15 protein-coding genes are annotated in these 19,922 nt (G+C 69.8%); 2 read left to right on the top strand and 13 right to left on the bottom strand.

Translation table 11 applies throughout. From position 1 onward, the window contains the following. Positions 1-84: 84 nt before the first annotated feature. From HKD39_RS13580 to HKD39_RS13550, 7 genes are all read right to left on the bottom strand, one after another. On the bottom strand, positions 85-1,233 hold the full coding sequence (locus tag HKD39_RS13580) for an alpha/beta hydrolase fold domain-containing protein (RefSeq protein ID WP_171200431.1): 1,149 nt from the start codon (positions 1,231-1,233) through the stop codon (positions 85-87). Next, positions 1,230-2,300: an oligopeptide/dipeptide ABC transporter ATP-binding protein gene (locus HKD39_RS13575; RefSeq protein ID WP_425488458.1), complete on the bottom strand. Its 1,071-nt coding sequence runs from the start codon at positions 2,298-2,300 to the stop codon at positions 1,230-1,232. Before HKD39_RS13575 ends, HKD39_RS13580 begins: the two co-directional genes overlap by 4 nt. Positions 2,301-2,616: 316 nt before the next feature. Then, entirely contained in the window at positions 2,617-4,755 is a 2,139-nt protein-coding gene (locus tag HKD39_RS13570) for a dipeptide/oligopeptide/nickel ABC transporter permease/ATP-binding protein (protein WP_171200429.1), read from the bottom strand. Beyond that, positions 4,752-5,690, bottom strand: coding sequence for an ABC transporter permease (locus tag HKD39_RS13565; protein ID WP_171200428.1), 939 nt, complete (start codon positions 5,688-5,690; stop codon positions 4,752-4,754). The genes HKD39_RS13570 and HKD39_RS13565 overlap by 4 nt, the downstream gene beginning before the upstream one ends. A gap of 7 nt (positions 5,691-5,697) precedes the next feature. Further along, positions 5,698-7,572 carry an ABC transporter substrate-binding protein gene (locus tag HKD39_RS13560; RefSeq protein WP_171200427.1) on the bottom strand — a complete coding sequence of 625 codons (1,875 nt, stop codon included), beginning with the start codon at positions 7,570-7,572 and terminating at the stop codon, positions 5,698-5,700. 61 nt (positions 7,573-7,633) lie between these two features. Continuing rightward, positions 7,634-9,637 carry a CocE/NonD family hydrolase gene (locus HKD39_RS13555; RefSeq protein WP_171200426.1) on the bottom strand — a complete coding sequence of 668 codons (2,004 nt, stop codon included), beginning with the start codon at positions 9,635-9,637 and terminating at the stop codon, positions 7,634-7,636. A 380-nt stretch (positions 9,638-10,017) separates the two neighbouring features. Next, positions 10,018-10,605, bottom strand: coding sequence for a TerD family protein (locus tag HKD39_RS13550; RefSeq protein WP_171200425.1), 588 nt, complete (start codon positions 10,603-10,605; stop codon positions 10,018-10,020). A gap of 241 nt (positions 10,606-10,846) precedes the next feature. Here HKD39_RS13550 and HKD39_RS13545 point away from each other — a divergent pair, with 241 nt between their 5' ends. Then, positions 10,847-11,419 (top strand): mismatch-specific DNA-glycosylase, encoded by a 573-nt coding sequence (locus tag HKD39_RS13545; protein WP_171200424.1) that lies wholly within the window; start codon positions 10,847-10,849, stop codon positions 11,417-11,419. A gap of 28 nt (positions 11,420-11,447) precedes the next feature. Here HKD39_RS13545 and HKD39_RS13540 read toward each other — a convergent pair whose 3' ends face one another. The 5 genes from HKD39_RS13540 to HKD39_RS13520 form a co-directional block, all read right to left on the bottom strand. Further along, positions 11,448-12,071 (bottom strand): response regulator, encoded by a 624-nt coding sequence (locus HKD39_RS13540; protein WP_171200423.1) that lies wholly within the window; start codon positions 12,069-12,071, stop codon positions 11,448-11,450. After that, positions 12,068-13,651 carry a sensor histidine kinase gene (locus tag HKD39_RS13535; RefSeq protein ID WP_171200422.1) on the bottom strand — a complete coding sequence of 528 codons (1,584 nt, stop codon included), beginning with the start codon at positions 13,649-13,651 and terminating at the stop codon, positions 12,068-12,070. Before HKD39_RS13535 ends, HKD39_RS13540 begins: the two co-directional genes overlap by 4 nt. Further along, positions 13,651-14,388 (bottom strand): ABC transporter permease, encoded by a 738-nt coding sequence (locus HKD39_RS13530; protein WP_171200421.1) that lies wholly within the window; start codon positions 14,386-14,388, stop codon positions 13,651-13,653. Before HKD39_RS13530 ends, HKD39_RS13535 begins: the two co-directional genes overlap by 1 nt. Continuing rightward, positions 14,385-15,359: an ABC transporter ATP-binding protein gene (locus tag HKD39_RS13525; RefSeq protein WP_171200420.1), complete on the bottom strand. Its 975-nt coding sequence runs from the start codon at positions 15,357-15,359 to the stop codon at positions 14,385-14,387. Before HKD39_RS13525 ends, HKD39_RS13530 begins: the two co-directional genes overlap by 4 nt. Before the next feature lie 589 nt (positions 15,360-15,948). Next, entirely contained in the window at positions 15,949-16,497 is a 549-nt protein-coding gene (locus HKD39_RS13520; RefSeq protein WP_171200419.1) for a TetR/AcrR family transcriptional regulator, read from the bottom strand. 706 nt (positions 16,498-17,203) lie between these two features. On the opposite strand from HKD39_RS13520, the gene HKD39_RS18885 reads away from it, so the two are divergent. Then, a complete protein-coding gene (locus tag HKD39_RS18885; protein ID WP_212754548.1) occupies positions 17,204-18,817 on the top strand; it encodes an ABC transporter permease in 1,614 nt (537 codons plus the stop codon). A gap of 210 nt (positions 18,818-19,027) precedes the next feature. Here HKD39_RS18885 and HKD39_RS13510 read toward each other — a convergent pair whose 3' ends face one another. Next, on the bottom strand, positions 19,028-19,531 hold the full coding sequence (locus HKD39_RS13510) for a MarR family winged helix-turn-helix transcriptional regulator (protein WP_212754547.1): 504 nt from the start codon (positions 19,529-19,531) through the stop codon (positions 19,028-19,030). Positions 19,532-19,922 lie beyond the last annotated feature (391 nt).

Raw genomic sequence — 19,922 nt, 5'->3', positions numbered from 1 at the left:
CGGCCCCGGACGCGGCGCCGACTCGACGCGCTCGCCTGGCTCTGTCGGCCGGCGTGCGGTCCGCTCCCGGTGTCGGTTGGCGCGTCATGAATGGTATGCGGCCGGGGTGCCGCTCCTGTCGTCCCCCGTGATCCAGCCGGAGTCGCGCAGGGCGTCCGCGGTGTCGACCGGGCTGGGTCTGCTCGGCGCCGAACCGTGCAACAGCTCGGTCAGCACCCGCAGCGCATCGTCGTGCCAACGCCGCCCGGTCGGCCAACTCCGGTTGAGAATCGGCGAGCCGTGCAGGGCGCCGGGATAAACCCGGCGCCACACCGGGGTGCCGGTGCCCGCCACCCGCTCGGCGAACCGTAACCCGTCCTCCTGCAACGGATCCAAGCCACCGACCTGCACCGCCACCGGTGGCAGTCCCGACAGGTCGGGGGCCAACAATGGCGAGGCGGTCGGTTCCTCCCGGTGTGCGACCCAACGGTCCCGGCTGCCGAAGTACCGCATCATCAGCTGCCCGATGCCGACCTCGTCCAGGTCCAGCCCCGGCGGCAGGTCCAACCGGCTGGCGGCGGCCAGCATGGTCTCGCCGGTCAGGTCGAGCGCCGGCACCTCCAGCAGCAGCCCGGCCAGCTCCGGACGTCGCGGCCCGGCCAGTGCTGCCGCCGCAGCCAGGTTGGCCCCGGCCGACGACCCGCCCAGCACAACGGTGCCGGCGTCGGCGCCGAGCGCATCGGCAACGCTCGGCAGCCAGTCGAGCACCGCCACCACGTCGTGCACCGCGGTCGGATACGGATGCTCGGGCGCCAGCCGGTATTCGGGTGCCAGCACCACGCAGCGAGCGGTGTCGGCGCGGTGCCTGGCGGAAGCATCGGACACCGCATCGTCGATGCTTCCGGTCGACCAGCCGCCGCCGTGCAGCAGCACGTGCACCGGCAACCGGCCGGTACCGGGGCCGCCGAGCTGGCCGTCCGGCCCGTCGGCGCCCAGCGGTCGGTAGCACCGCACGGTAATGGCACCGGGCGGGGCGTGGGTGCCGTCGGCGGTCCGGAACCCTGGCACCGGCACCCGATGGTCGACCACCGACGCCATCTCGGGTCCAGGGAGCGCGAACGCCGCGAAGTGCCTGGCCAACTGGCGCTGCACGTGCGCGCGCTCGATGGCGATGTCGGCCTCGATGCCGACCGGGGCCGGCTCCTCCGCGGCCAGGTGGGCGGCCACCTCCGGCTCCAGCTGTGGGTAGCTCACGACGGGTGCTGCTCCTTGCCTACGGTGTTCTTCACGCTCGGTGCGCTCGGTGCGCTCGGTGCGCTCGGTGCGCTCGGTGCGCGGGACGCGCCGGCCGCGCCGCTGGCTGTGATCGCTGGCTGCGCACCGGTTTTCCCGGTGAGGGCCGGCTCGGCGGTTCTGGTCGCGATGGCCTGCCACTCGCCGGAACGCAGGCAGGCGTCGGCGCCGCCGTCGGTTCGCGGCTGCAGCGCCGGTTGCGCGGCCAGACAGGCGTCGAGCACGTAGGGGCAGCGCGCGGCAAAGACGCAACCGCCGGTGTGGCCCTCTGCTCCGCCGCGAGGCCGGCTGCGCGCGGTGTACCGCTCCCGGCGGCGGGTCTGCTCTGCCGGGTCCGGCACCGGCGCTGCCGCCAGCAGCAGATCGGAGTAGGGATGGCCCGGCGCCGCGGTGACCTGTTCGGCGGCACCGAGTTCCAGCAGCCGCCCGTTCAGCAGCACCGCGATCCGGTCGGAGAGATAGCGCACCACCGACAGATCGTGCGAGATGAACAGGTACGACAATCCCTTGCGCCGCTTCAGGTCTGCCAGCACACCCAGCACCTGCGCCTGCACCGACAGGTCAAGAGCACTGACCACCTCGTCGCAGACGATGAACTCCGGTTCCATCGCGATGGCCCTGGCGATCGCGATGCGCTGGCGTTGCCCTCCGGAGAACTGGCCGGGGTACCGCTGCGCTGCCTCCGGCGGCAGGCCGACGTCATCGAGCGCGGTCAGCGTCCGCTCGGTGACTTCGCGCTGCGACAGCTCGAGGTTGTACCGCAACGCTTCTCCCACGGTGTCGGCCACCGTGCGGGCCGGGTTCATCGAACCGTAGGGATCCTGGAAAATCAGCTGAATCCGCCTGGCCAACTCCTTGCGTTGCCGCCGTCCGGCGCCGGTGATGTCCTGCCCGTCGAACACGATCCGGCCGCCGCTCACCGGGACCAGCCCGGCAATGGCGTTGCCGATGCTCGACTTGCCGGAGCCGGACTCGCCGACCAGGCCGAGCACCTCGCCAGCACTCACCTGAAACGAAACCCCTTGCACCGCTTGCTTGACGCCCCGCCTGTGTCTAATTGTTCGGCTCCGCGCTCGCTGCGGGCCTCGCCCCTGCGCTCGTGCCTCGCTCCGGGGCTCGTTGCCTCCGCTCGCCGTCGCCTCACGGGGCCTGATTGTTCGGCTCCGCGCTCGCTGCGGGCCTCGCCCCTGCGCTCGTGCCTCGCTCCGGGGCTCGTTGCCTCCGCTCGCCGTCGCCTCACGGGACAACCCAGGGGAGCGATAGGCGATCTCCAGGTCGCTGACCTCCAGTAGCGGGGTCGGTGCAGGCTGCGGCACGGTGCGTGCCCCGGTTGCAATGGTGAGATCAGCGGGCATGGCCGGCCACCTGTTCAACGTCGGGCCGCGGCAGCAGCTGGTCGATGCGCAGGCAGCGGCTGCTCCGCTCGGCGGAAACCCGGTGCAGCGTCACGGGTTCGGCGCGGCAGACGCTGGTCGCCAGCTCACACCTGTCGGCGAAGTGGCACCCGGCCGGCCAGTGGCTCGGTGCCGGGACGGTGCCGCGAACGGTGGGCAACGGTTCGCCGCGCACCGCCTGGTGCGGGTTCGACCGCAACAGGCCACGGGTGTAGGGGTGCGCCGGGCGGTCGATCAACTCCTGCAACGGGGCCTGTTCGATCACCTCACCGGCGTACATCACCACCGCGCGCTGGCACAGGTCGGCGAGTACTCCCCAGTCGTGCGTCACCAGGATCACCGCGGTGCCGGACGCCTGCAGCGTTCGCAGCAGCTGCAGGATGTCGGCCTGCACGGTGACGTCCAGCGCGGTGGTGGGCTCGTCGGCGATCACCAGCTGCGGATCGCAGGCCAGCGCGCACGCGATGCCGACCCGCTGCGCCATCCCGCCGGAGAGTTGGTGCGGGTACGAGCGCAGCATCCGTTCCGGATCGGGGATGCGGACCAGCTCAAGCAGCTCGCGGGCGCGTTGTCTGGCAACCGCTTTGCTCCCACCGCGGTGCACCCTGATCGCCTCGACCAGATGGTGCCCCGCGGTGAACGACGGATCGAGCGAGGCGATCGGATCCTGGGAGATCCAACCGATCCGGCCACCACGGACCGACCGCATGGTGGCGGCGTCCGCGGTGGTCAGCTCGGTGTCGTCCAGCCGCACCGAACCGGCCGTGATCCGGCCGCCGCCGCGCAGCAGCCCCAGAATGGCCGACGCTGTCACGGTCTTGCCGCAGCCGGACTCGCCGACGATGCCGACGGCCTCGCCGGCGCCGACGCTGAACGACACGTCTTGCACCACGGTGAGTTCGCAGCCGTCCTGGTTCGGGAAGGCGACCGTCAGCCCGTCGACCTGAAGCAGCGGGTCCGGTGCACCGTCCACATCGGTGGCACGGCCTGCGGCGTCGGCTGTCGAGTCGGCGGCTGCTGAGGCGGCGGCTGCCGGGCGGGCCTTCCGCTGCCGGTGCGCGTCGGGCCGCACCGCGGCGCCGTCGGCCGGTGCGGATCTGCGCCTGCGCCGCTTCTTGCTTGGCTGCAACGAGTATCGCTCCGCGAGGGTGTCGCGGATGCCGTCGCCGAGCAGTCCGAGCGCCAGGATGAAGGTGATGATGACGAACCCGGTCGGCACCAGCAGCCACGGCTGATCGGCGAGCCGAGAGTTGGCCTCGGCCGCCAGCGTCCCCCAGGTGGCGGTGGTGACGCCGAGCCCGAGAAACCCGAGCCCGGTCTCGAGACCGACGGCGGCGGCGCCGAACAGCGACACCTGCACGATGATCGGGCCGGCCAACCTCGGTAGCAGGTGCCGCCGCAGGATGGTGCCGGTGCCGAGACCAGACAGCCGCGCTGCCTTGACGTACAGCTCCTCGCGCAACCCGAGCGTCACCGACCGCACGATGCGGGCCAGCCCCGGAGCCCCGAGAATGCCGAGCGCCACCATGGCGGCGGTCTCGTTGTTCGGGAAGATCGCCAACACCACCAGCAGGATGATCACCGCGGGCAGCGCGAAAGCCAGGTTGGCCAGCCACATCACCAGCCGGTCGACCCAGCCGCCGCGGAAACCAGCGATCATCCCGGCCAGCACCCCGAGCACCGCGAACACCGTGCACGAGATCAGCACCCCGAGCAGGGTGATCCTGCCGCCGTAGAGCAGCCGGCTCAGCACGTCGAGGCCGAGTTCGCCGGCGCCCAGCGGGTGCGCGGCGCTCGGTGTGCTCAGCGCCGCCATCAGGTCCTGGTCCTCCGGGCCGTAGGGGGCAAGCAGCGGCGCGAACACACACCCGAGCACCACGATCACCAGCCAGCAGAAGGCCGTCATGGCAACCGGTTTGCGGACGAACCTGCGCACGAAGCCGCGCCGGCGCTGCTGGCTGTCGCGTGCCGGAGCCGCCGGTTCGCCGGAGTCGCCGGCGCCGACGGCGCCGACGGCGACTGTCGTGTTGTCGGGGTCGAGCGAGCCCGCCGTCGGATCAGGGATCAGCCCGGTCGCCTGGGACGTCATGTTCGCACCTTCGGATTGAGCAGGCCGTACAGCACCTCGATCACCAGGTTCACCGCCACCACCAGCAGGGTGAGCAGCACCGCGATGCCCTGGATCGCCGGGATGTCGTGTGCCTGAGTGGCTTCCACCGCCCAGCCGCCGACGCCGGGGATCACGAACAGCGCCTCGACCAGCACCGTGCCGGACAGCAGACCGATGAACATCAACCCGAGAATCGACACCACGGGAGTGGCGGCGTTGCGCAGCACATGCTTGAACACGATGGTGCGTTCCGGCACCCCGCGGGACCGCAGCACCGTCACGTAGTCCTTGTTCAACTCGGTGAGCACGCCGTCCCTGGTCTGCTTGGCGATCGGCGCGCTGGCGGTGATGCCGAGCGTCAACCAGGGCAGCACCAGCCCCTGGAACCACATCACAAAGTCGTCGCCGGGCGAAACATAGCCGGTGGCAGGGAATATCGGCAGTGCAATGGCGAGCACCCAGACCAACAACAGGCCGAACCAGTAGGCCGGCACCGCCATCGCCAGCAGCGAGACAACGTCGACCACCTTGCCAAGCCAGCCGCCGCGCCACGACGACAGCAGCCCGAGCCCGACGCCGACCACCGTCGCGATCACGATGGCGCCGACGGTGAGCGCAATGGTCGGCCCGATCCGGACGGCGATCTGATGACTCACCGTGTCGCCGTTGGTGATTGACGTGCCGAGGTCGCCGCGCAGCGCCGCGGTGAACCAGTCCCAGAACCGGACCGGCAGCGGATCGTCGAGACCCATGGTGCTGCGCAGATTCTGGTAGGTCTCTTCGGTGGCGTTGAATCCCAGGATGGCGCGCGCGGCATCACCGGGAACCAGTGCCGCCAACACGAACGTCAACACCGATACCAGCAGTACTAGCGGGATCGACGTCAACAGCCAGCGCCGCAACAACTTCACCATGGTGCGACTACTTGGTGTTGTACAGGTCGAGCAGCGATGCGGTGGGAGCACTGGCGCTCACCTTGAGGCCGCCGATGTCCGGCTGGGCGAAGTAGAACACCGGCGAGAAGACCGCTGGCAGGAACCAGGCGTTCTCCACCAGGTACATCTGCATCTGCTGGTTCAGCGTTGTCCGCTCCTGGCCGGACGCGGCGGCGGCCTGGTTGTACAGCTTGACCAGATCCGGTGCGTTGGTCTTGAAGCCGTTGAACACCGTCGCCGTCGGCAGGAACAGGCCCTGACCCATCAGCCACATCGGCTGGGCGCCGTAGCCGACCACCGCACACGGCGTCTTCTTGTCGTTCATCGCGGTGACGTAGCTCTGCGCGTCCGACAGCGTCTTGAAGGTGACGTTGATGCCGATGTTCTTCAGCTGCCCGGCGATCGCCTTGCCCGCGGTGTCCTGCCCGGCGAACGGCACCACGGCGCAGGTCAGGTCGAACCCGGTGGGGTAACCGGCTTCCGAGAGCAGTTGCTTGGCCTTGTCGACGTTGTAGCTGTAGTAGTCGGCGGCCTGCTGCGACCAACCGCCACCGCCGGGGACGGTGATGGTGGAGGTCGGGGTGCCGTACTCACCGAGCAGCGCCTTGGTGATGGTGTCCCGGTCGACCGCGAAGTTCATAGCCCGGCGAACCTTGACGTTGCCGAGGGGTTTGGACACCATCCCGTCGCGGTCCAGCAGGTTGAAACCGACCCAGACGAAGGGCAGCGCGACAATCTGCATCTTCGACTTGGTGGCCTGCGGCAGCTGCGACGGGTCACCCGGCAGCACGTCGATCTGTTTGGTGGTCAACGCATTGATCGCCGCGGCCGGCTCCTTGATCACCTTGATGACGATCTTCTTGTAGTGCTGCCGGGCGTCTTTGGCGTAGTAGTCGGGGTTGGCGTTGTAGCTGTAGTGATCACCGGCGACGGTGTTCTTCGGATCGAGGATGTATGGGCCGATGCCGTACGAGGTGCTCTGCACGGTCAGCAGTTTGGGGTTCTTCACCGCTTCCGGAGCGATGATCTGACCGATGCCGTACGACTGCGACAGGATCTCCGGCAGCATCGGGTTGGGCGTGCTCAGCTTCAGCTGCACCGTCTGGGGATCGGGGGTGGTGATGCTGGTGACGGACGAGAGCAGGACGCCGTTGCCGCCGCCCGCCCCCTTCGCGTACTCCAACGAGCCCTTCACCGCGGCGGCATCCAGCTTCTCGCCGTTGCTGAACGTCAAACCCTTGCGCAGCTTGAGTTCGAAGCCGGTGTTCTTGTCGTCGGTGTACTTCCACGACTCGGCGAGCATCGGGGTGATCTTGCCGTCGGAGTCGCGGAAGGTGAGCGAGTCGTACGCGGTGTAGGTGTACTGCACGAAGGCGGTGTCGACCGTCGCCGGGTTGACGCTGGTGGCCGGTGCCTGCGCACCGACGGTCAGGGTGTCGCCCGGTACCGGCGTTCCGGTGATTCCCATGCTGGCGGCCTGGGTTCCGCCGGCGGCGCCGGAGCTGCCGGCGGCGGCCGACCCAGCCGCCGAGCCGCCCGCCGGCGCAGCGCCCGCACCGGCCCCGGCGCCGGCGGCGTTGTTTTCCGCCGTAGAGCTCCTGGCGTTGCGACTGCCGCCGCACCCGGCGACCACCAGGGCAACGGTGGCCAGGGCCGCGGTCGCCAGCCGGGCGCGTCGCCGGGACGAGACACGGTGCGGGGCAATCGCATTGTGTGAGCGGTGGGAACGGTCGGAGCGGGCACCGTGGGATTGGGCACCGTGGCATTGGGCACCGTGGGAAAGCGCATCGTCGGAGAGCGCATCGTCGGAAAACGAGGCGCCGCCCTGGCCGTGCGGTGCAGCATCGATGACGGGTTTCATGGCTGGCTTTCTGGGTGAGGGGAAGCGTGGTCGGGTGAGGCGGAACCGAGCTCGGGTGTGCTCAGGAGGTGACCGGAAGGGTCAACTCGCCGCCGGGTTTGCCGGTCTTGCTGAACACGGTGACGTTGTTGGGCAACAGGCCACCGCGGAACTTCAGATCGCCGCCGGCCAGCAGGATCTGCAGCCGGTGCCCGGCGGCGAACCGGTACACGGTGCCGGTCAGGTTGATGGTGGTTGGCCGGCCGATGTCCGCGACCCGGAACGGGGTGACCTTGTTGTCCACCACCCTGGCGACACCGTCGGGGCCGATGTCGTAGAGCTTGGCGTAGCCGGTGAGCATGCCGGTGGGCCCGGCCAGTGCGTTGACCGGGACGGTCGGCGACTGGAACTGCACCGTCAGGCTCGGGCTGCCCACCACGTCCACCGGTGCGGTCAGCGGCTGACTGGTCCAGGCGCCGTACGTCCCCGGCAGGTTGAGGTCGGGATCGGAAGAATCGTTGCCGGGCAACGGCGATCCCAGGCTGGTCGGAATGGCCGCCGGGCCGGTGAGGAAGGTCTGCAGGCCGCCGGTGGCCTGCTCCGGCGTGTCGACCAGGCGTCCACCGGACAGTGCGGTACCGCCGGAGAGATAGCGCTGCTGAGTGGGGATGGCCTCCGGCGCTTCGGCGCTGGCGTACGAGACCACGGCGTTGCCGGTGTAGGTGACCCACGGGCGCTGATAGACGAAATCCGGTCCGGTGTCGACGGTTTGCTTCTTCAGGTACTTCGCGAAGTGATCGACCAGCCTGCCGACGGCGTACTGGCCCCGAGCGTCGAGCGCGGTGAGGTCGTAATCACCGGGCTTGGCGGCGCCGGTGTGGCCGCCGCTCACCCACGCCAGCTGAACCGGGGTGCCGGCGGCGCGCAACGCGGCGAAGGTGGCGGACGACTCGTTCAGGTCGAACAGGGCGTCGGCCTGACCCTGCAGCAGCAAGGTGGGCGCCTTGATGCGATCGGCGAAGTTCGCCACCGACGCAGAGGCGAGCAGGTCGCGGGTGTCCTGGCTGGGCACACCGGTCACCGTGTCGGCGGTGAGCGCGGCGCACACCTGCGTCGGCATGTTGGGACATCCCAAGAGCCGCAAGGGATCCACCGCGGCGTGGTCGAGACCGGACTTGACCCCGAGGATCGCCAGCGCGACACCGAGAATGAGCTTGGACACCCCTGGAGTGCTGCTGGCGACGCCGGTGGTCTGGTCGGCGCCGTTGGGGAACAGCGAGTACACCAGGTTGTTCCAGGTGGCGATCGGCGCGATCGCGTCGATCCTGGCGTGGACGGAGGCCGCGGCGAACTGCGCCCCGCCGCCGTAGCTGACCCCGACCATCCCGACCCTGATGTCCCGCTGGTGCCGCTGCCCGTCGGTGCCGGTGCTGTCGGCGATCACGTAGTCGGGCGGCGTCGCCGGTTGGCTGTGGCCGGCGTCGGTGAAGCCGATTCCCGGTGCGCCGGCGAGGAAGTCGATGAGCTGGGAGGCGGCCTTGCCGTCGTATTCCGGCCGGTCCACCTGCACCTTGCAGCTGGAGCCGCCCCAGCCGAGGCCCGAGTAGTTCAGCACGGCATAGCCCTGACCGGCGAAGTACTGCGCCAGCGGCGCGTTGTTGGCCAAGTCCTGGCCCCAGCCGTTGGTGGTGAGCATGGCCGGGACCGGGTGCTCGGCGTCGGCGCTGGTCGGGGTGTAGAGCTCGGCCACCACGTCGCAGGTCAGATCGTTGTTCGGACCGACGGTGACCTTCAGATGCAGCGCGGTGGTGGTGTAACTGCCGTCCGGCACCGCGGTGCTGCCAGGGGTGGCCAGAGCGGTGCCGCTCGCCGCCGGCTCGGCGGTGCTGGTAGCCGTGGCGGCGGCCGCGGCGGGGATAGTGCCGGCCGCGGCAGGAATGGTGCCGGCCGCGGCGGGAATGGTGCCGAGCGTGGCGGGAGCAGCGGGAATGGTGCCGGCGGTGGCGGCGGCGGCGGGAACAGCGGCGGCGGGTACCGCGGCCGCGGTACCCGCGACGGCTGTGGTGGTGACTGCCGCGCTGAGCACGACGGCCAGCCCGGCGGCGAGCCGCCGGCTCCGGCCGGCCCATGCCGGGCGGCGGGTCGGGTGGCCGGGCCGGCCGGCTGGAATCGATTGGGGCGAACGATGAGTGCGGTGGTGACGGTCCACGATGACGGTCCTTAGAACTCTTCGTTGAGTTGGTTCGGACCAGCACACACCGGCAGCGCGACGCTGTCAAGAACTTTCGCTAAAGCAGTTTTATCCACGGTTGCTCTGACTCGATGTCGCGAATCCGGGTCCAGTCGCCTGCTCGGGGGCCTTTTCGGGGTCGAACCGGCGACTGGACCCGGATTGACGACACGTGACCGAACAGAGGTCGGCGAAGGGGCGGCCGCCGGCCAGGGAGCGCTACCGCTGTGCGCGGGTCAGAGCTGGACCCCGTACTCCTGGGCGATGCCGGCCAGGCCGGAGGCGTAGCCCTGCCCGACGGCGCGGAACTTCCACTCGGGGTTGTCCGGGGTGCCGTGCCGGTAAACCTCGCCGAACACCATGGCGGTTTCGGTGGCTGCGTCTTCGCTGAGGTCGTAGCGGGCCAGCTCCTCGCCGGAGGCGTTGTCGACCACCCGGACGTAGGCGTTGCGCACCTGCCCGAAGGTCTGGTTGCGGGTGTCGGCGTCGTAGATGGACGCGGCGACGATCACCTTGTCGGCCTCCGGCGGCAGCGCCGAGACCGTCACCGTCACGGCTTCGTCGTCGCCGGCGCCCTCGCCGGTGAGGTTGTCGCCGCTGTGCTCGACCGAGCCGTCCGGGCTGCGCTTGTTGTTGAAGAAGACGAAGTGGCCGTTGGAGATCACCTTGCCGTCGGCGCCGACCACCAATGCGCTGGCGTCGAGGTCGAAGTCGGCGCCGGTGGTGGTGCGGACATCCCAGCCCAGCCCGAGGGTCAGCGCGTTCAGCGCCGGGGCCGCCTTGGTCAGGGAAACATTTCCGCCTTTGGTCAGGCTGACGCCCATCGGGACTCCTTCGGTTCGGGTGCTGGGTTGTGCTCGGCCACCGGGACGCGCGCGAGCAGGTTCGCGGTGGTGGTGCGCTCATCATGCCAAGCCGGCAGGCCCGGCGCAGGTGGATCGCGGACACCGGCGGTTCCCGCCGCGACCGTCCGAGGAGGCGACGCGGCGGCGCCGAGCGCGGCGTCGTTCCAATGGATGGAACCCGCTCTGGAGCCGGGCCGGCGAACAGTTAGCCTGCCGGGTGATGGGCTTCAGCAAGCAGGATCTCGAAGCGGCTCGGGGCAAGCAGGTCGACGATCTGGCCGGCCCCGGATTGAAGCTGCTCTTCGCCGGTATCAACCCCGGCCTGTGGACGGCGGCGGCCAACGCGCACTTCGCCCGGCCGGGCAACCGGTTCTATCCGGCGCTGCTGCAGGCCGGCATCATCGACCGGCCGATCGATGCCTCCGACGGGATGAGCGAGGCCGACCGCCGCTACCTGATCTCCCGCGGCATCGGGATCACCAACCTGGTGCGCAGGGCCACCGCCCGCGCCGACGAACTCACCGACGAAGAACTGCGGGACGGCGGTGAGCGGATCGCCAGGTTCGTTGCGGCGTATCGGCCGAAGGTGGTGGCTTTCGCCGGGATCACCAGCTACCGCAAGGCTTTTCGCCGGCCGCGCGCCGTTGTCGGAGAGCAGCCGGATCCGCTGGCGGGTGCCGCGGTGTGGGTGGTGCCGAACCCGTCCGGATTGAACGCGCACGAGACGGTTCCGTCGTTGGCGCAGGCCTACGCGGCGGCGGCGCGGGCCGCCGGGCTGGTGCCGGCACGCTGAAACCTGGCCGGCGGCAACGGGACTCCGGCTATCCGAGCAGGCCGCGCTCGTACGCCACCCGGACCGCGGCGGCGCGGTCGCGCACGCCCAGCTTGGGGTACAGCCGCAGCAGGTGGGTCTTGACGGTGGCCTCGCTGACCAGCAGCTCTTTGGCCACCTCCCGGTTGGTTCCGCCCTTGGCGATGGCGGCGAGCACCTGCAGCTCCCGGTCGGTCAGCTCGGCATCGCGCCGGCGGGCCATCAGGCTGGCGGCGGCGGTGGGCCCCAGCACACTCTGCCCGGCGGCCGCCCGCAGCACCGCGTCCACCAGTTCGCTGCGCGGGGTGGCTTTGAGCAGGTAGCCGTCGGCGCCGGCGTCCACCGCGGTGCGGATGTCCCGGTCGGTGTCGTAGGTGGTGAGCACCAGAATGTGGGCAGGGCTCCCGGCGGCGCGCAGCGCCCTGATCGCCGCCACCCCATCGGTGCCGGGCATCCGCAGGTCCATCACCACCACGTCGGGCCGCACCTTGGTCACCACGGCGATGGCCTCGGCGCCGTCGGCGGCCTCACCGATCACCTCGAGCCGGTCGTCCTGGCTGAGCATGCCTTTGATGCCGTCGCGTACCACCGGGTGGTCGTCGACCACCACCACCCGCACCACACGTTCACTCATCCCGGCACCGCCGCGGAGATCACGCAGCCGGCGCCCGGCTCGCTCTCGACGGTGAGCCGGCCGCCGGCCAGGGCCATCCGCTCGGCCATGCCGGGCAGCCCGTGCCCGCCGGCGATATCGGGGTGCCGGCCGGCGGTCGGGTCGAAACCCCGACCGTCGTCGCGGATGTCGAGCAGCAGTTCGTCGTCAAGATAGGTGAGGGTGACGGTGACCCGTTGGGCGGCGGAGTGCCTGCGGACGTTGGACAGTGCCTCCTGCGCGATCCGCACCAACGCGGCATCGTGCGGGGTGGAACGGGGTTCGCCGTCCACCCGCAGGTCGGTGTGCAGGCCGGCCTCCACCCGCGCCGCCTCCACCAGCTCGGCCACGGCATCGGTCAGGTCGAGCTGGTCGAGGGCGATCGGGCGCAGCGCGTACACCGCGCGCCTGGCCTCGTCGAGCCCTTGCCTGGCAAGGGTTTTGGCGTTCTCCACCCGCGCCGACGCCGCCTCCGGCAGGCTGCCGCGCGGGATCGACTCCAATTGCGTGACGACGGCGACCAGGCCCTGCGCCACCGTGTCGTGCAGCTCGCGGGCGAGCCGGCCCCGCTCTGCGGTGATCCCGTCCAGCCTGGCTCGTGACAGCAGATCACGTTGCAGTGCCCCAGATCTGCGCTGCTCTGCCTGCAGCGCCGAGTGCATGGCAGTGCGCCGCAGCACCGCGTCTTCGCGCTTGGCTGCGACGCCGGTGGCCACCACGCCGATCCCGACGCAGAAGATGTACAGCCCGGCGAACAACCCCCAGTAGTGGGGGATGCGGTCGAATCCGCCGAGTTGGGTGGCGTTCATGATCGGCACCGTCAGCATCATCGCGGTGACCATCAGCCAACCGGTGAAGAAGGTGCCGCAGATGGTGTAGAACGACCAGGCGAAAATCCCGGCCAGCGGCGAAAGTGCCGTCATCGTCGCGGTTCCTGCCGCGGTGACGACGACGATGCCGACGCGGCGCCAGACGCTGCTGATGTCCCAGCGCATCCACCACTCGCACCAGCTCCACATCGCCAGGGCCAGCACCAGCAGTGTGACCCGGCGCCACGGCGGATCGTTGATCAGCGCCAGCTCGGCCAGCAGCGTCCCGACCAGCAGCAGGATGCGCACCGCCCATTCGCCGGTTCTGGTCGGCACCAGGCTGTCCGGCCAGCCGGCCTGCGGTCGGTCCCGCATCCAGATGCCCTTGGGTTCCCACTGCGGCACCCGCCGCCACAGCTGGTACGGGGGCAGGCTGTGCACCCGGCCCTGCGGGTCGCGGTAGACCAGCACGTCGTCGTCATCGATGCGGAGATCGGAGAACTCGGGAGCCGGTTCGCCGCGACGGAACCAGCGGCCCAGCGTGCCGCGCGGAATAGTGAACCGCGGTCGGTGCTCGGCCGGTGCGGCAGTGCGCCCAGCGGCCGACGGCGTAGCGGCCGACGGCGTAGCGGCGGCCGGCGTAGCGGCGGCCGGCTGATCGCCGGGTGCGGCGGCCGGTAGCGGAATGTCGGTGGGCGCGCTCGGGCCCGACTCCCTACTCGCGCCCACCGACGGCTCCATTCTGCTGCTCATCACTCCCATTTGAACAGGCGGATCGCCAACAGAGAGGTAACAATTCCCCAACCGGCCATGACGGCCATGTGCAGCAGCTGCGGCCATTGCCCGCTGCCGGCGTCGGTGAGGGCGGCGGTGGCGGCGCCGCCGGGCGTGTAGTCGGAGACGGTGCGCAGCCAGCCGGGCATCAGTGGGCGTTGGATCCACAGTCCGGCGAAGAACTGCATCACGAAGAACACCAGGGTGCCGAAGCCCGCTGCCACCTTGGCATTTCGGAACAGGCTGGCGATCAGCATGCCGACCCCGAGGAACGACCACCCGCCCAGCAGGTACGCCACGATGAAGGCCGGCAGGTTCTGCGGGGGTTCGGCGCCGATCAGGGTGGGGATCACCAGCATCAGGACAAGACAGACAACGGCCACCAGCAAGGTCAGCGCAAGTTGTGCGAACAGCAGCAGTCCCGGGGCGACGGGGGTGGTGCGCAATCGCTTCAGCACCCCCATTTCCCGGTACCGGGTCAGCACGTCCGGCAGCACCTGCATGGCCAGGATGGCCAGCACGAACATCACCAGTACCGGGCGGTAGACCTCGAAGAAGCTCAGCCCGCCGAGATCGTCGCTGGGTGCCCATACCCCGGGAATGGCGGCAAGGATGATGGTCGCGGCCAACGGCAGGATGGTGGACCACACCATCACCCCTGGGTTGCGGACCAGCAGCTTGCCCTCTGACTTGATCATCGCCGTCATGGCGCTCATCGGTGGCCTCCTGGCAGCGCGGCCGCTGCGGTGCTCTGGTCGGGGATGGGCTGCGCGGCGGCAGCGTCGGCTTCGGCGTTACGGGTGATGGCGACGAAGGCGTCGTCAAGGTTGGGCTGGTCGACGCGGAGTTTGCGCACCGCGACGCCGTGCTCGTGCAGCGCGATGATCACCGCGCTGGCGACGTTGTCGGTACCGGTCACCTGCACCCGCTCGCCGGTGCTGCTGACCTGATGCACGTCCGGAAGTTGTTGCAGCGCAACGGTATCGATGCGGCCGCTGGGGATGAAGCTCATCCGCTGGTCGGCCTGCACCCCGGCGGCGAGATCGGCGGGGGTGTCCAGCGCCACCACCCGGCCGCGGTCGATCACCGCGACCCGGTCGCACAGCCGCTCGGCCTCCTCCATGAAATGGCTGACCAGCAGCAGCGTGACGCCGGTGCCCTTGAGATCCTCCAGCAGCCCCCAGACCTCGCGGCGGGCGGTGGGATCGAGGCCGGTGGTGAGCTCGTCGAGGATGGCCACCTTGGGGTTCCCGATCAGCGCCAGCGCGACCGACAGCCGCTGCTTCTGGCCACCGGACAGCTTGCCGAACGCCGTCCTGGCCTGAGCGCCGAGGCCGAGCCGTTCGATCAGCTCCCGCCAGTCGCGCGGGCGCGAGTAGAAGCTGGAGTACAGCTGCAGCGCCTCGGCCACCGTCTGCTTCTCCGGGAGCCGGCTCTCCTGCAGCTGGATGCCGAGGGCCTCGCGGAACGCCTTGCCCTCGCCGGCCGGGTCCATGCCGGCGACGCTGATGCTGCCGCCGTCGCGGCGCCGCAGCCCGCCGATGCATTCAACGGTGGTGGTCTTGCCGGCACCGTTGGGGCCGAGGATGCCGAAGATCTCGCCGGGCTGGACGGAGAAGCTCACCCCGTCCACCACGGTCTTGGGTCCGTAGACCTTGCGCAGGTCGCGCACGTCGATCATTGCCATGCGTTCAGCCTTGCAGCCCGGCCGTATTGTCCCGATCCACCGTGGGGTCAGACTTGCGTCAACCGATCGGCTGACCCACGCGCGGGCGCCCAGCGCCGCGGGAGCGGGAGCCGGGACTCGCGGCCGGTGCCGGGCGGGTGGATGAGGCTTGCTGTGACCGCCGGTTTCGCCGTGTCTGCTGGCTCGTCTGCTGGCTCGCTGCGGTGCCGCGGCAAGCCGTGAGCGGAATGTCGTTGCACACTCACCCGAGCGCACCTACTCTCGGCGGTACACGAGAGAGGAGGTGGTCCGTACCTTGTTTAGCTATCGGACACGTGAGGTGATTGGCCGCTAGGCCGTCACAGCTGCAACGGCCGGCGATCGGGAGATCGTCCGCGTGCGACACACACCACGCGGGGACGGCCTGGCACTACCGGACAATCACCCAATCCCCGGGCTTCGCCGATTACCTGTCCACCTCGGCACGCGCAGGTCACCGCCTGTGCAGGGCCCGGGGATTGTCCATTTCCCCCGACCCCGCTCCGGTCGTACGCTGCCCAGCGCCGTGTGGGTCTGGTCAGCACCGTCGCTGAGTGCCGTGTGGGTCTGGTCAGCCGCTGACGAGTGCCGTCAGCGTCGCCTCGAGCCGGTCGCGCAGCACGCTGCTGGGAAGCCCGCTCAAACTGTTCACCATCACCCCGTCGTGCACAGCGATGACGGCCTGCGCCAGCGCGCGCGGATCCTGCAGCCGCGGGTCCGAGCGCACCTTGTGCATCACCGGCGTCAGCGCGTCGGCCAACAGCGTCAACAACGATTCCTGATGCGCGGCAAGGGATCTCACCGCATCCGGGTGACGTGCCGCGTGCAGCAGGTAGTCGGTCTTGATGAGCTGCCAGTTGCGGTCGAGCGGTAGCCCGTCTATCACCGCCGCCACCAGGTCGGCCGGAGCGGCAGCCTCACCGGCCCGGTTCAGCGCGGCCTGCACGCGCTCGGCGACACCGGTTGCCTGCGCCGTGTAGAGCACGTGGAACAGCTCCTGCAGGCTGTCGAAGTTGGAGTAGAACGCGCCCCGGGTAAAACCGGCGCGCTCGCACACGTCCTCGATCGTGCTCCGGCCGAATCCGTGCTCGGCGAACACGTCGAACGCGGCGGCCAGCAACCGGTCGCGGGTCTGCCGGCGCTTGGGGCTCAGTGGTGTCGGGAGCGGGGTCCGGCGGTTTGCCCTCGAATGGCTGGTTTCCGTTGCACTGCTTGCCGTGTGGGCGCTTGCCGTGTGGGCGCTTGCCGCGTAGGCGCTTGCCGTGGGGCGCTGCGGTCTGGTCGACGGTGCTGGCGCGTCCGGGGACGACGCGGTTGCCGCTGGTGCGGTCTCTGACAACGCGGTGTCCGACAACGCTGTGTCTGACGATGCGGTGCGTGACGACGCGGTGTCTGACAGTGCGGTGTGTGACGACGCTGGCTGTGATGGCGCCGCGGGGCGCGGCGATTCCGGCTTGCTTCCGCGGCGTCCGGCGGGCGTCGGCTGGCTCACAGCTGCCTCCTTGTTCGCCGATGCTGTGGTGGATCGCTCCGATATCTTGTCGATACATTGACGTATCGGATACGTGAACGTATCGTACCGTGCGAGCCGTCCCGCGGTGTTGTTTCCCGTGGTGGCGGCGGCTCTGCCGGGCGCGGATCGCCCGGCTGAGGTTTACTCAGCGCGCTGGATCAGCGGCGTTCCACCGCGCACCCACTCACGGTGACATCCACCAGGCACGACGGCTGGGCTAGGTGTCGATGGCGTTGCCGTCACAGCGGGTCGAGCGAAGTTGCACGGGATGGCAGGTCGGCGCCGACGGCGCGCGACGGAAGGGACACACACGATGGCTGCGCATCACGGGCGTCACGAGGCGCCGGACGAGCCCGAGAACGACCGGCCGGCCGACGAGCTGTCCGAAGCCGCTGGGCCGCAAGGCGATTCGGTGGCTGGCGGCACCGGCTCGGACGATGCCTCGCCGACCGGCGGCGCGCATCTGGCCCGGCCGGACCGGGTGGGCAGCGAGCACCGGGCGGACCAGGTGGGCCAGGCCGACAGTGCTGATCGAGCCCCCGGCGGTGATGGTGACAACGGCGTTGATCAAGCCGACGCTGCCGACCGGGTCGGCGCTGCAGCGGGCGCCGACAGCAGTCAGCGCGCGGCGAGCGCGGAAAGTGCACCGAGCGGGAAAAGCCCCGCGAACGCGGAGCGTCCTGAGAGCGCGGAAAGTGCCGCGAGCACGGAAAGTGCCGCGAGCGCGGAGCGTCCTGAGAGCGCGGAAAGTGCCGCGAGCACGGAAAATACCGCGAGTGGCGAAAGTGCCGAGAGCGCCGAGAACGCAGCGGCGTCGGCGTCTGCCGCGAGCCAGCCGGATGCTGCCCCGACCCCGGTCCGTTCCGGCTTTGCCGCCGATTTCCGCGACGCCATCGCGCCGCGGACGGTGTTGCTGGTGATCGGCGTCCTGCTGCTGCAGCTCGGGTTCATCCTGAGCTACGTCGGCGCGTTCCACAGCCCCAAGCCGCACGAGATCCCGATGGCAGTGGTGGCGCCGCAACAGGTTTCCGGTCAGCTGGTGCAGCAGTACAACGCTGCTCCCGGCGATCCGATCGCGGCCACCGCGATGCCGGAGCAGCAGGCCCGCGAGGCGCTGCGCAAGGGCGAGACCGATGCGGTGCTCATCATCAACCCGCAGGGCACGCAGGACACCCTGCTGGTGGCGACCGGCGGCGGCAGTTCGGTGGCGGAAGCCGTTGAAACGATTGTTCAGCAGGGCCAAGCCACCCAGCAGCGCACCGTCACCGTGCAGGACGAGATTCCGTTGCAGCCAGGCGATTCCCGCGGTCTCACGGGGTTCTACCTGGTGATCGGATGGCTGGTCGGCGGCTACCTGATGGCCTCGCTGCTCGGCGTGGCTTCCGGTTCCCGGCCGGCCAACATGCGCCGGGCCGGGTTCCGGCTCGGTGCATCGGCGCTGTATGCGATCGCCTCCGGCCTCGGCGGTGCGCTGATCGTCGACCAGGCGTTGAACGCGCTGACCGGACACTTCATGGCGTTGTGGTGGTTGGGTGCGCTGGTGGTGTTCGCCGCCGCCACCGTGACCATTGCCTTCCAAACCTTGCTGGGCGTCGTCGGTATCGGCGTGACGGTGCTGATCTTCGTCATTCTCGGCAATCCCAGCGCCGGCGGGGCCTACCAGTCTCAACTGCTGCCGCCGTTCTGGCGCGGCATCTCGGAAGCGCTGCCCAACGGTGCCGGCACCGCCGCGGTCCGCAAGATCATCTACTTCGGCTCGCACAACATCGCCGGCAACATCTGGGTGCTGGCCATCTGGGCCGCCGCCGGTCTTGCCGTCACGCTGGTCGGCGCGGGCGTGCTGCAGCGCCGCGCCCACCGGCGCGCCGAGCGCCGCGCCGCCAAGGCCGCCGAGCACACCTCGGCGGGCACCGCGGTCACCGCCTGAGTCCGACTCGCCCGGCTGCTTGTACTTTTCCTGCCTCCAGTGGCCGAAACGGGCCCAAAACCGGCCCGTTTCGGCCACTGGAGGCAGGTCAGGTCGAAGCCGGTCCGGAGAGGTAACCGAAGATTCGTACCAGTGGCCGTGAGCTGGCGGAAACCGGCGCAGAACCGGGGTTTTCGGCGCCCTCGCGGCCACTGGTACGAATCGCGCCGGCTAGGAATCGCTGTCGGAGAGCTGCGCGGCAGCGACGGTGGCGAGCAGCTCGCGCAGGGTGCGCTGCTGCTGGTCGGTGAGGGCGGCGAGGCCGGGCAGCGCCGCATGGGAATCGAGCTCGTCCGACATGCGTTGCGCAAGGCGGCGGCCCTTCGGGGTGAGCTGCACTGCGATGGCCCTGCGGTCCGAGGCTGACGGGTTGCGCTGCACCAGCCCGCGGTCCTGCAGGCCGTCGACCACCTCGGTGGCCGACCGCGGCGCGATGTGCAGCAGCTTGGCCAGTTCGGACAGCCGCAGCTCGCGATCGGCGTCGGTGTGCCGGGCGATCACGGTGAAGGCGCGGCCCTGGTGCACCGCCAGGCCGTACGGCTCCAGCGCTCGCAGCCTGGCCTGCCGTTGCAGCCTGGCCAGCAGCATCAGTAGCTCGGGCACCGACAACTCGGCGACCTCGGCGGCACTGGGCAGCCGGTGGGACCAGTGCGGTGGCGGCGAGCTGACGGGCACAGCAGCGATCGTAGCAATCTTGACTAGTACCTCATAATGAGGTAACCTCAGCAATGTTGTCGGGCGAACCGGCCGGCGCGAGTGCGCCGACAGCGAATCGTCCGCGGAGCCGGCGCAACCGGCGCAACCAGCTGAAAGACTTCGAACACCAGCATCCACACCACGAACGGGCCACCACCGCCCCGGACAAGCGCCGACCTGCTCCAAGCGTCGATCTTCACCAGTGCAGGTCTGGCAAACCCAGACCCCCCAGAAGCCCCAAACCGCCGTATGAAGCGTCACGGCTTTGGGGCCGGTCCTTTGCGAGAGGATCGGTGTCATGCCGAAGCAATATCCGAAGCAGCAGCGTGAGCGTGCGGTGCGGATGGTCTTGGATCATCTGGACGAGTAC

It is taken from the genome of Nakamurella aerolata (assembly GCF_013002705.1).
Classification (GTDB): domain Bacteria; phylum Actinomycetota; class Actinomycetes; order Mycobacteriales; family Nakamurellaceae; genus Nakamurella; species Nakamurella aerolata.
Note: the sequence above shows the minus strand (reverse complement) of the source record. Positions and strands in the feature narration are given on the sequence as shown.

Bases quoted from the DNA above. Each gene is read 5' to 3' on its own strand.
- HKD39_RS13570 (WP_171200429.1), bottom strand. From the start codon at position 4,755: ATGACGTCCCAGGCGACCGGGCTGATCCCTGATCCGACGGCGGGCTCG.
- HKD39_RS13565 (WP_171200428.1), bottom strand. From the start codon at position 5,690: ATGGTGAAGTTGTTGCGGCGCTGGCTGTTGACGTCGATCCCGCTAGTA.
- HKD39_RS13560 (WP_171200427.1), bottom strand. From the start codon at position 7,572: ATGAAACCCGTCATCGATGCTGCACCGCACGGCCAGGGCGGCGCCTCG.
- HKD39_RS13550 (WP_171200425.1), bottom strand. From the start codon at position 10,605: ATGGGCGTCAGCCTGACCAAAGGCGGAAATGTTTCCCTGACCAAGGCG.
- HKD39_RS13545 (WP_171200424.1), top strand. From the start codon at position 10,847: ATGGGCTTCAGCAAGCAGGATCTCGAAGCGGCTCGGGGCAAGCAGGTC.
- HKD39_RS13540 (WP_171200423.1), bottom strand. From the start codon at position 12,071: ATGAGTGAACGTGTGGTGCGGGTGGTGGTGGTCGACGACCACCCGGTG.
- HKD39_RS13535 (WP_171200422.1), bottom strand. From the start codon at position 13,651: ATGAGCAGCAGAATGGAGCCGTCGGTGGGCGCGAGTAGGGAGTCGGGC.
- HKD39_RS13530 (WP_171200421.1), bottom strand. From the start codon at position 14,388: ATGAGCGCCATGACGGCGATGATCAAGTCAGAGGGCAAGCTGCTGGTC.
- HKD39_RS13525 (WP_171200420.1), bottom strand. From the start codon at position 15,359: ATGGCAATGATCGACGTGCGCGACCTGCGCAAGGTCTACGGACCCAAG.
- HKD39_RS18885 (WP_212754548.1), top strand. From the start codon at position 17,204: ATGGCTGCGCATCACGGGCGTCACGAGGCGCCGGACGAGCCCGAGAAC.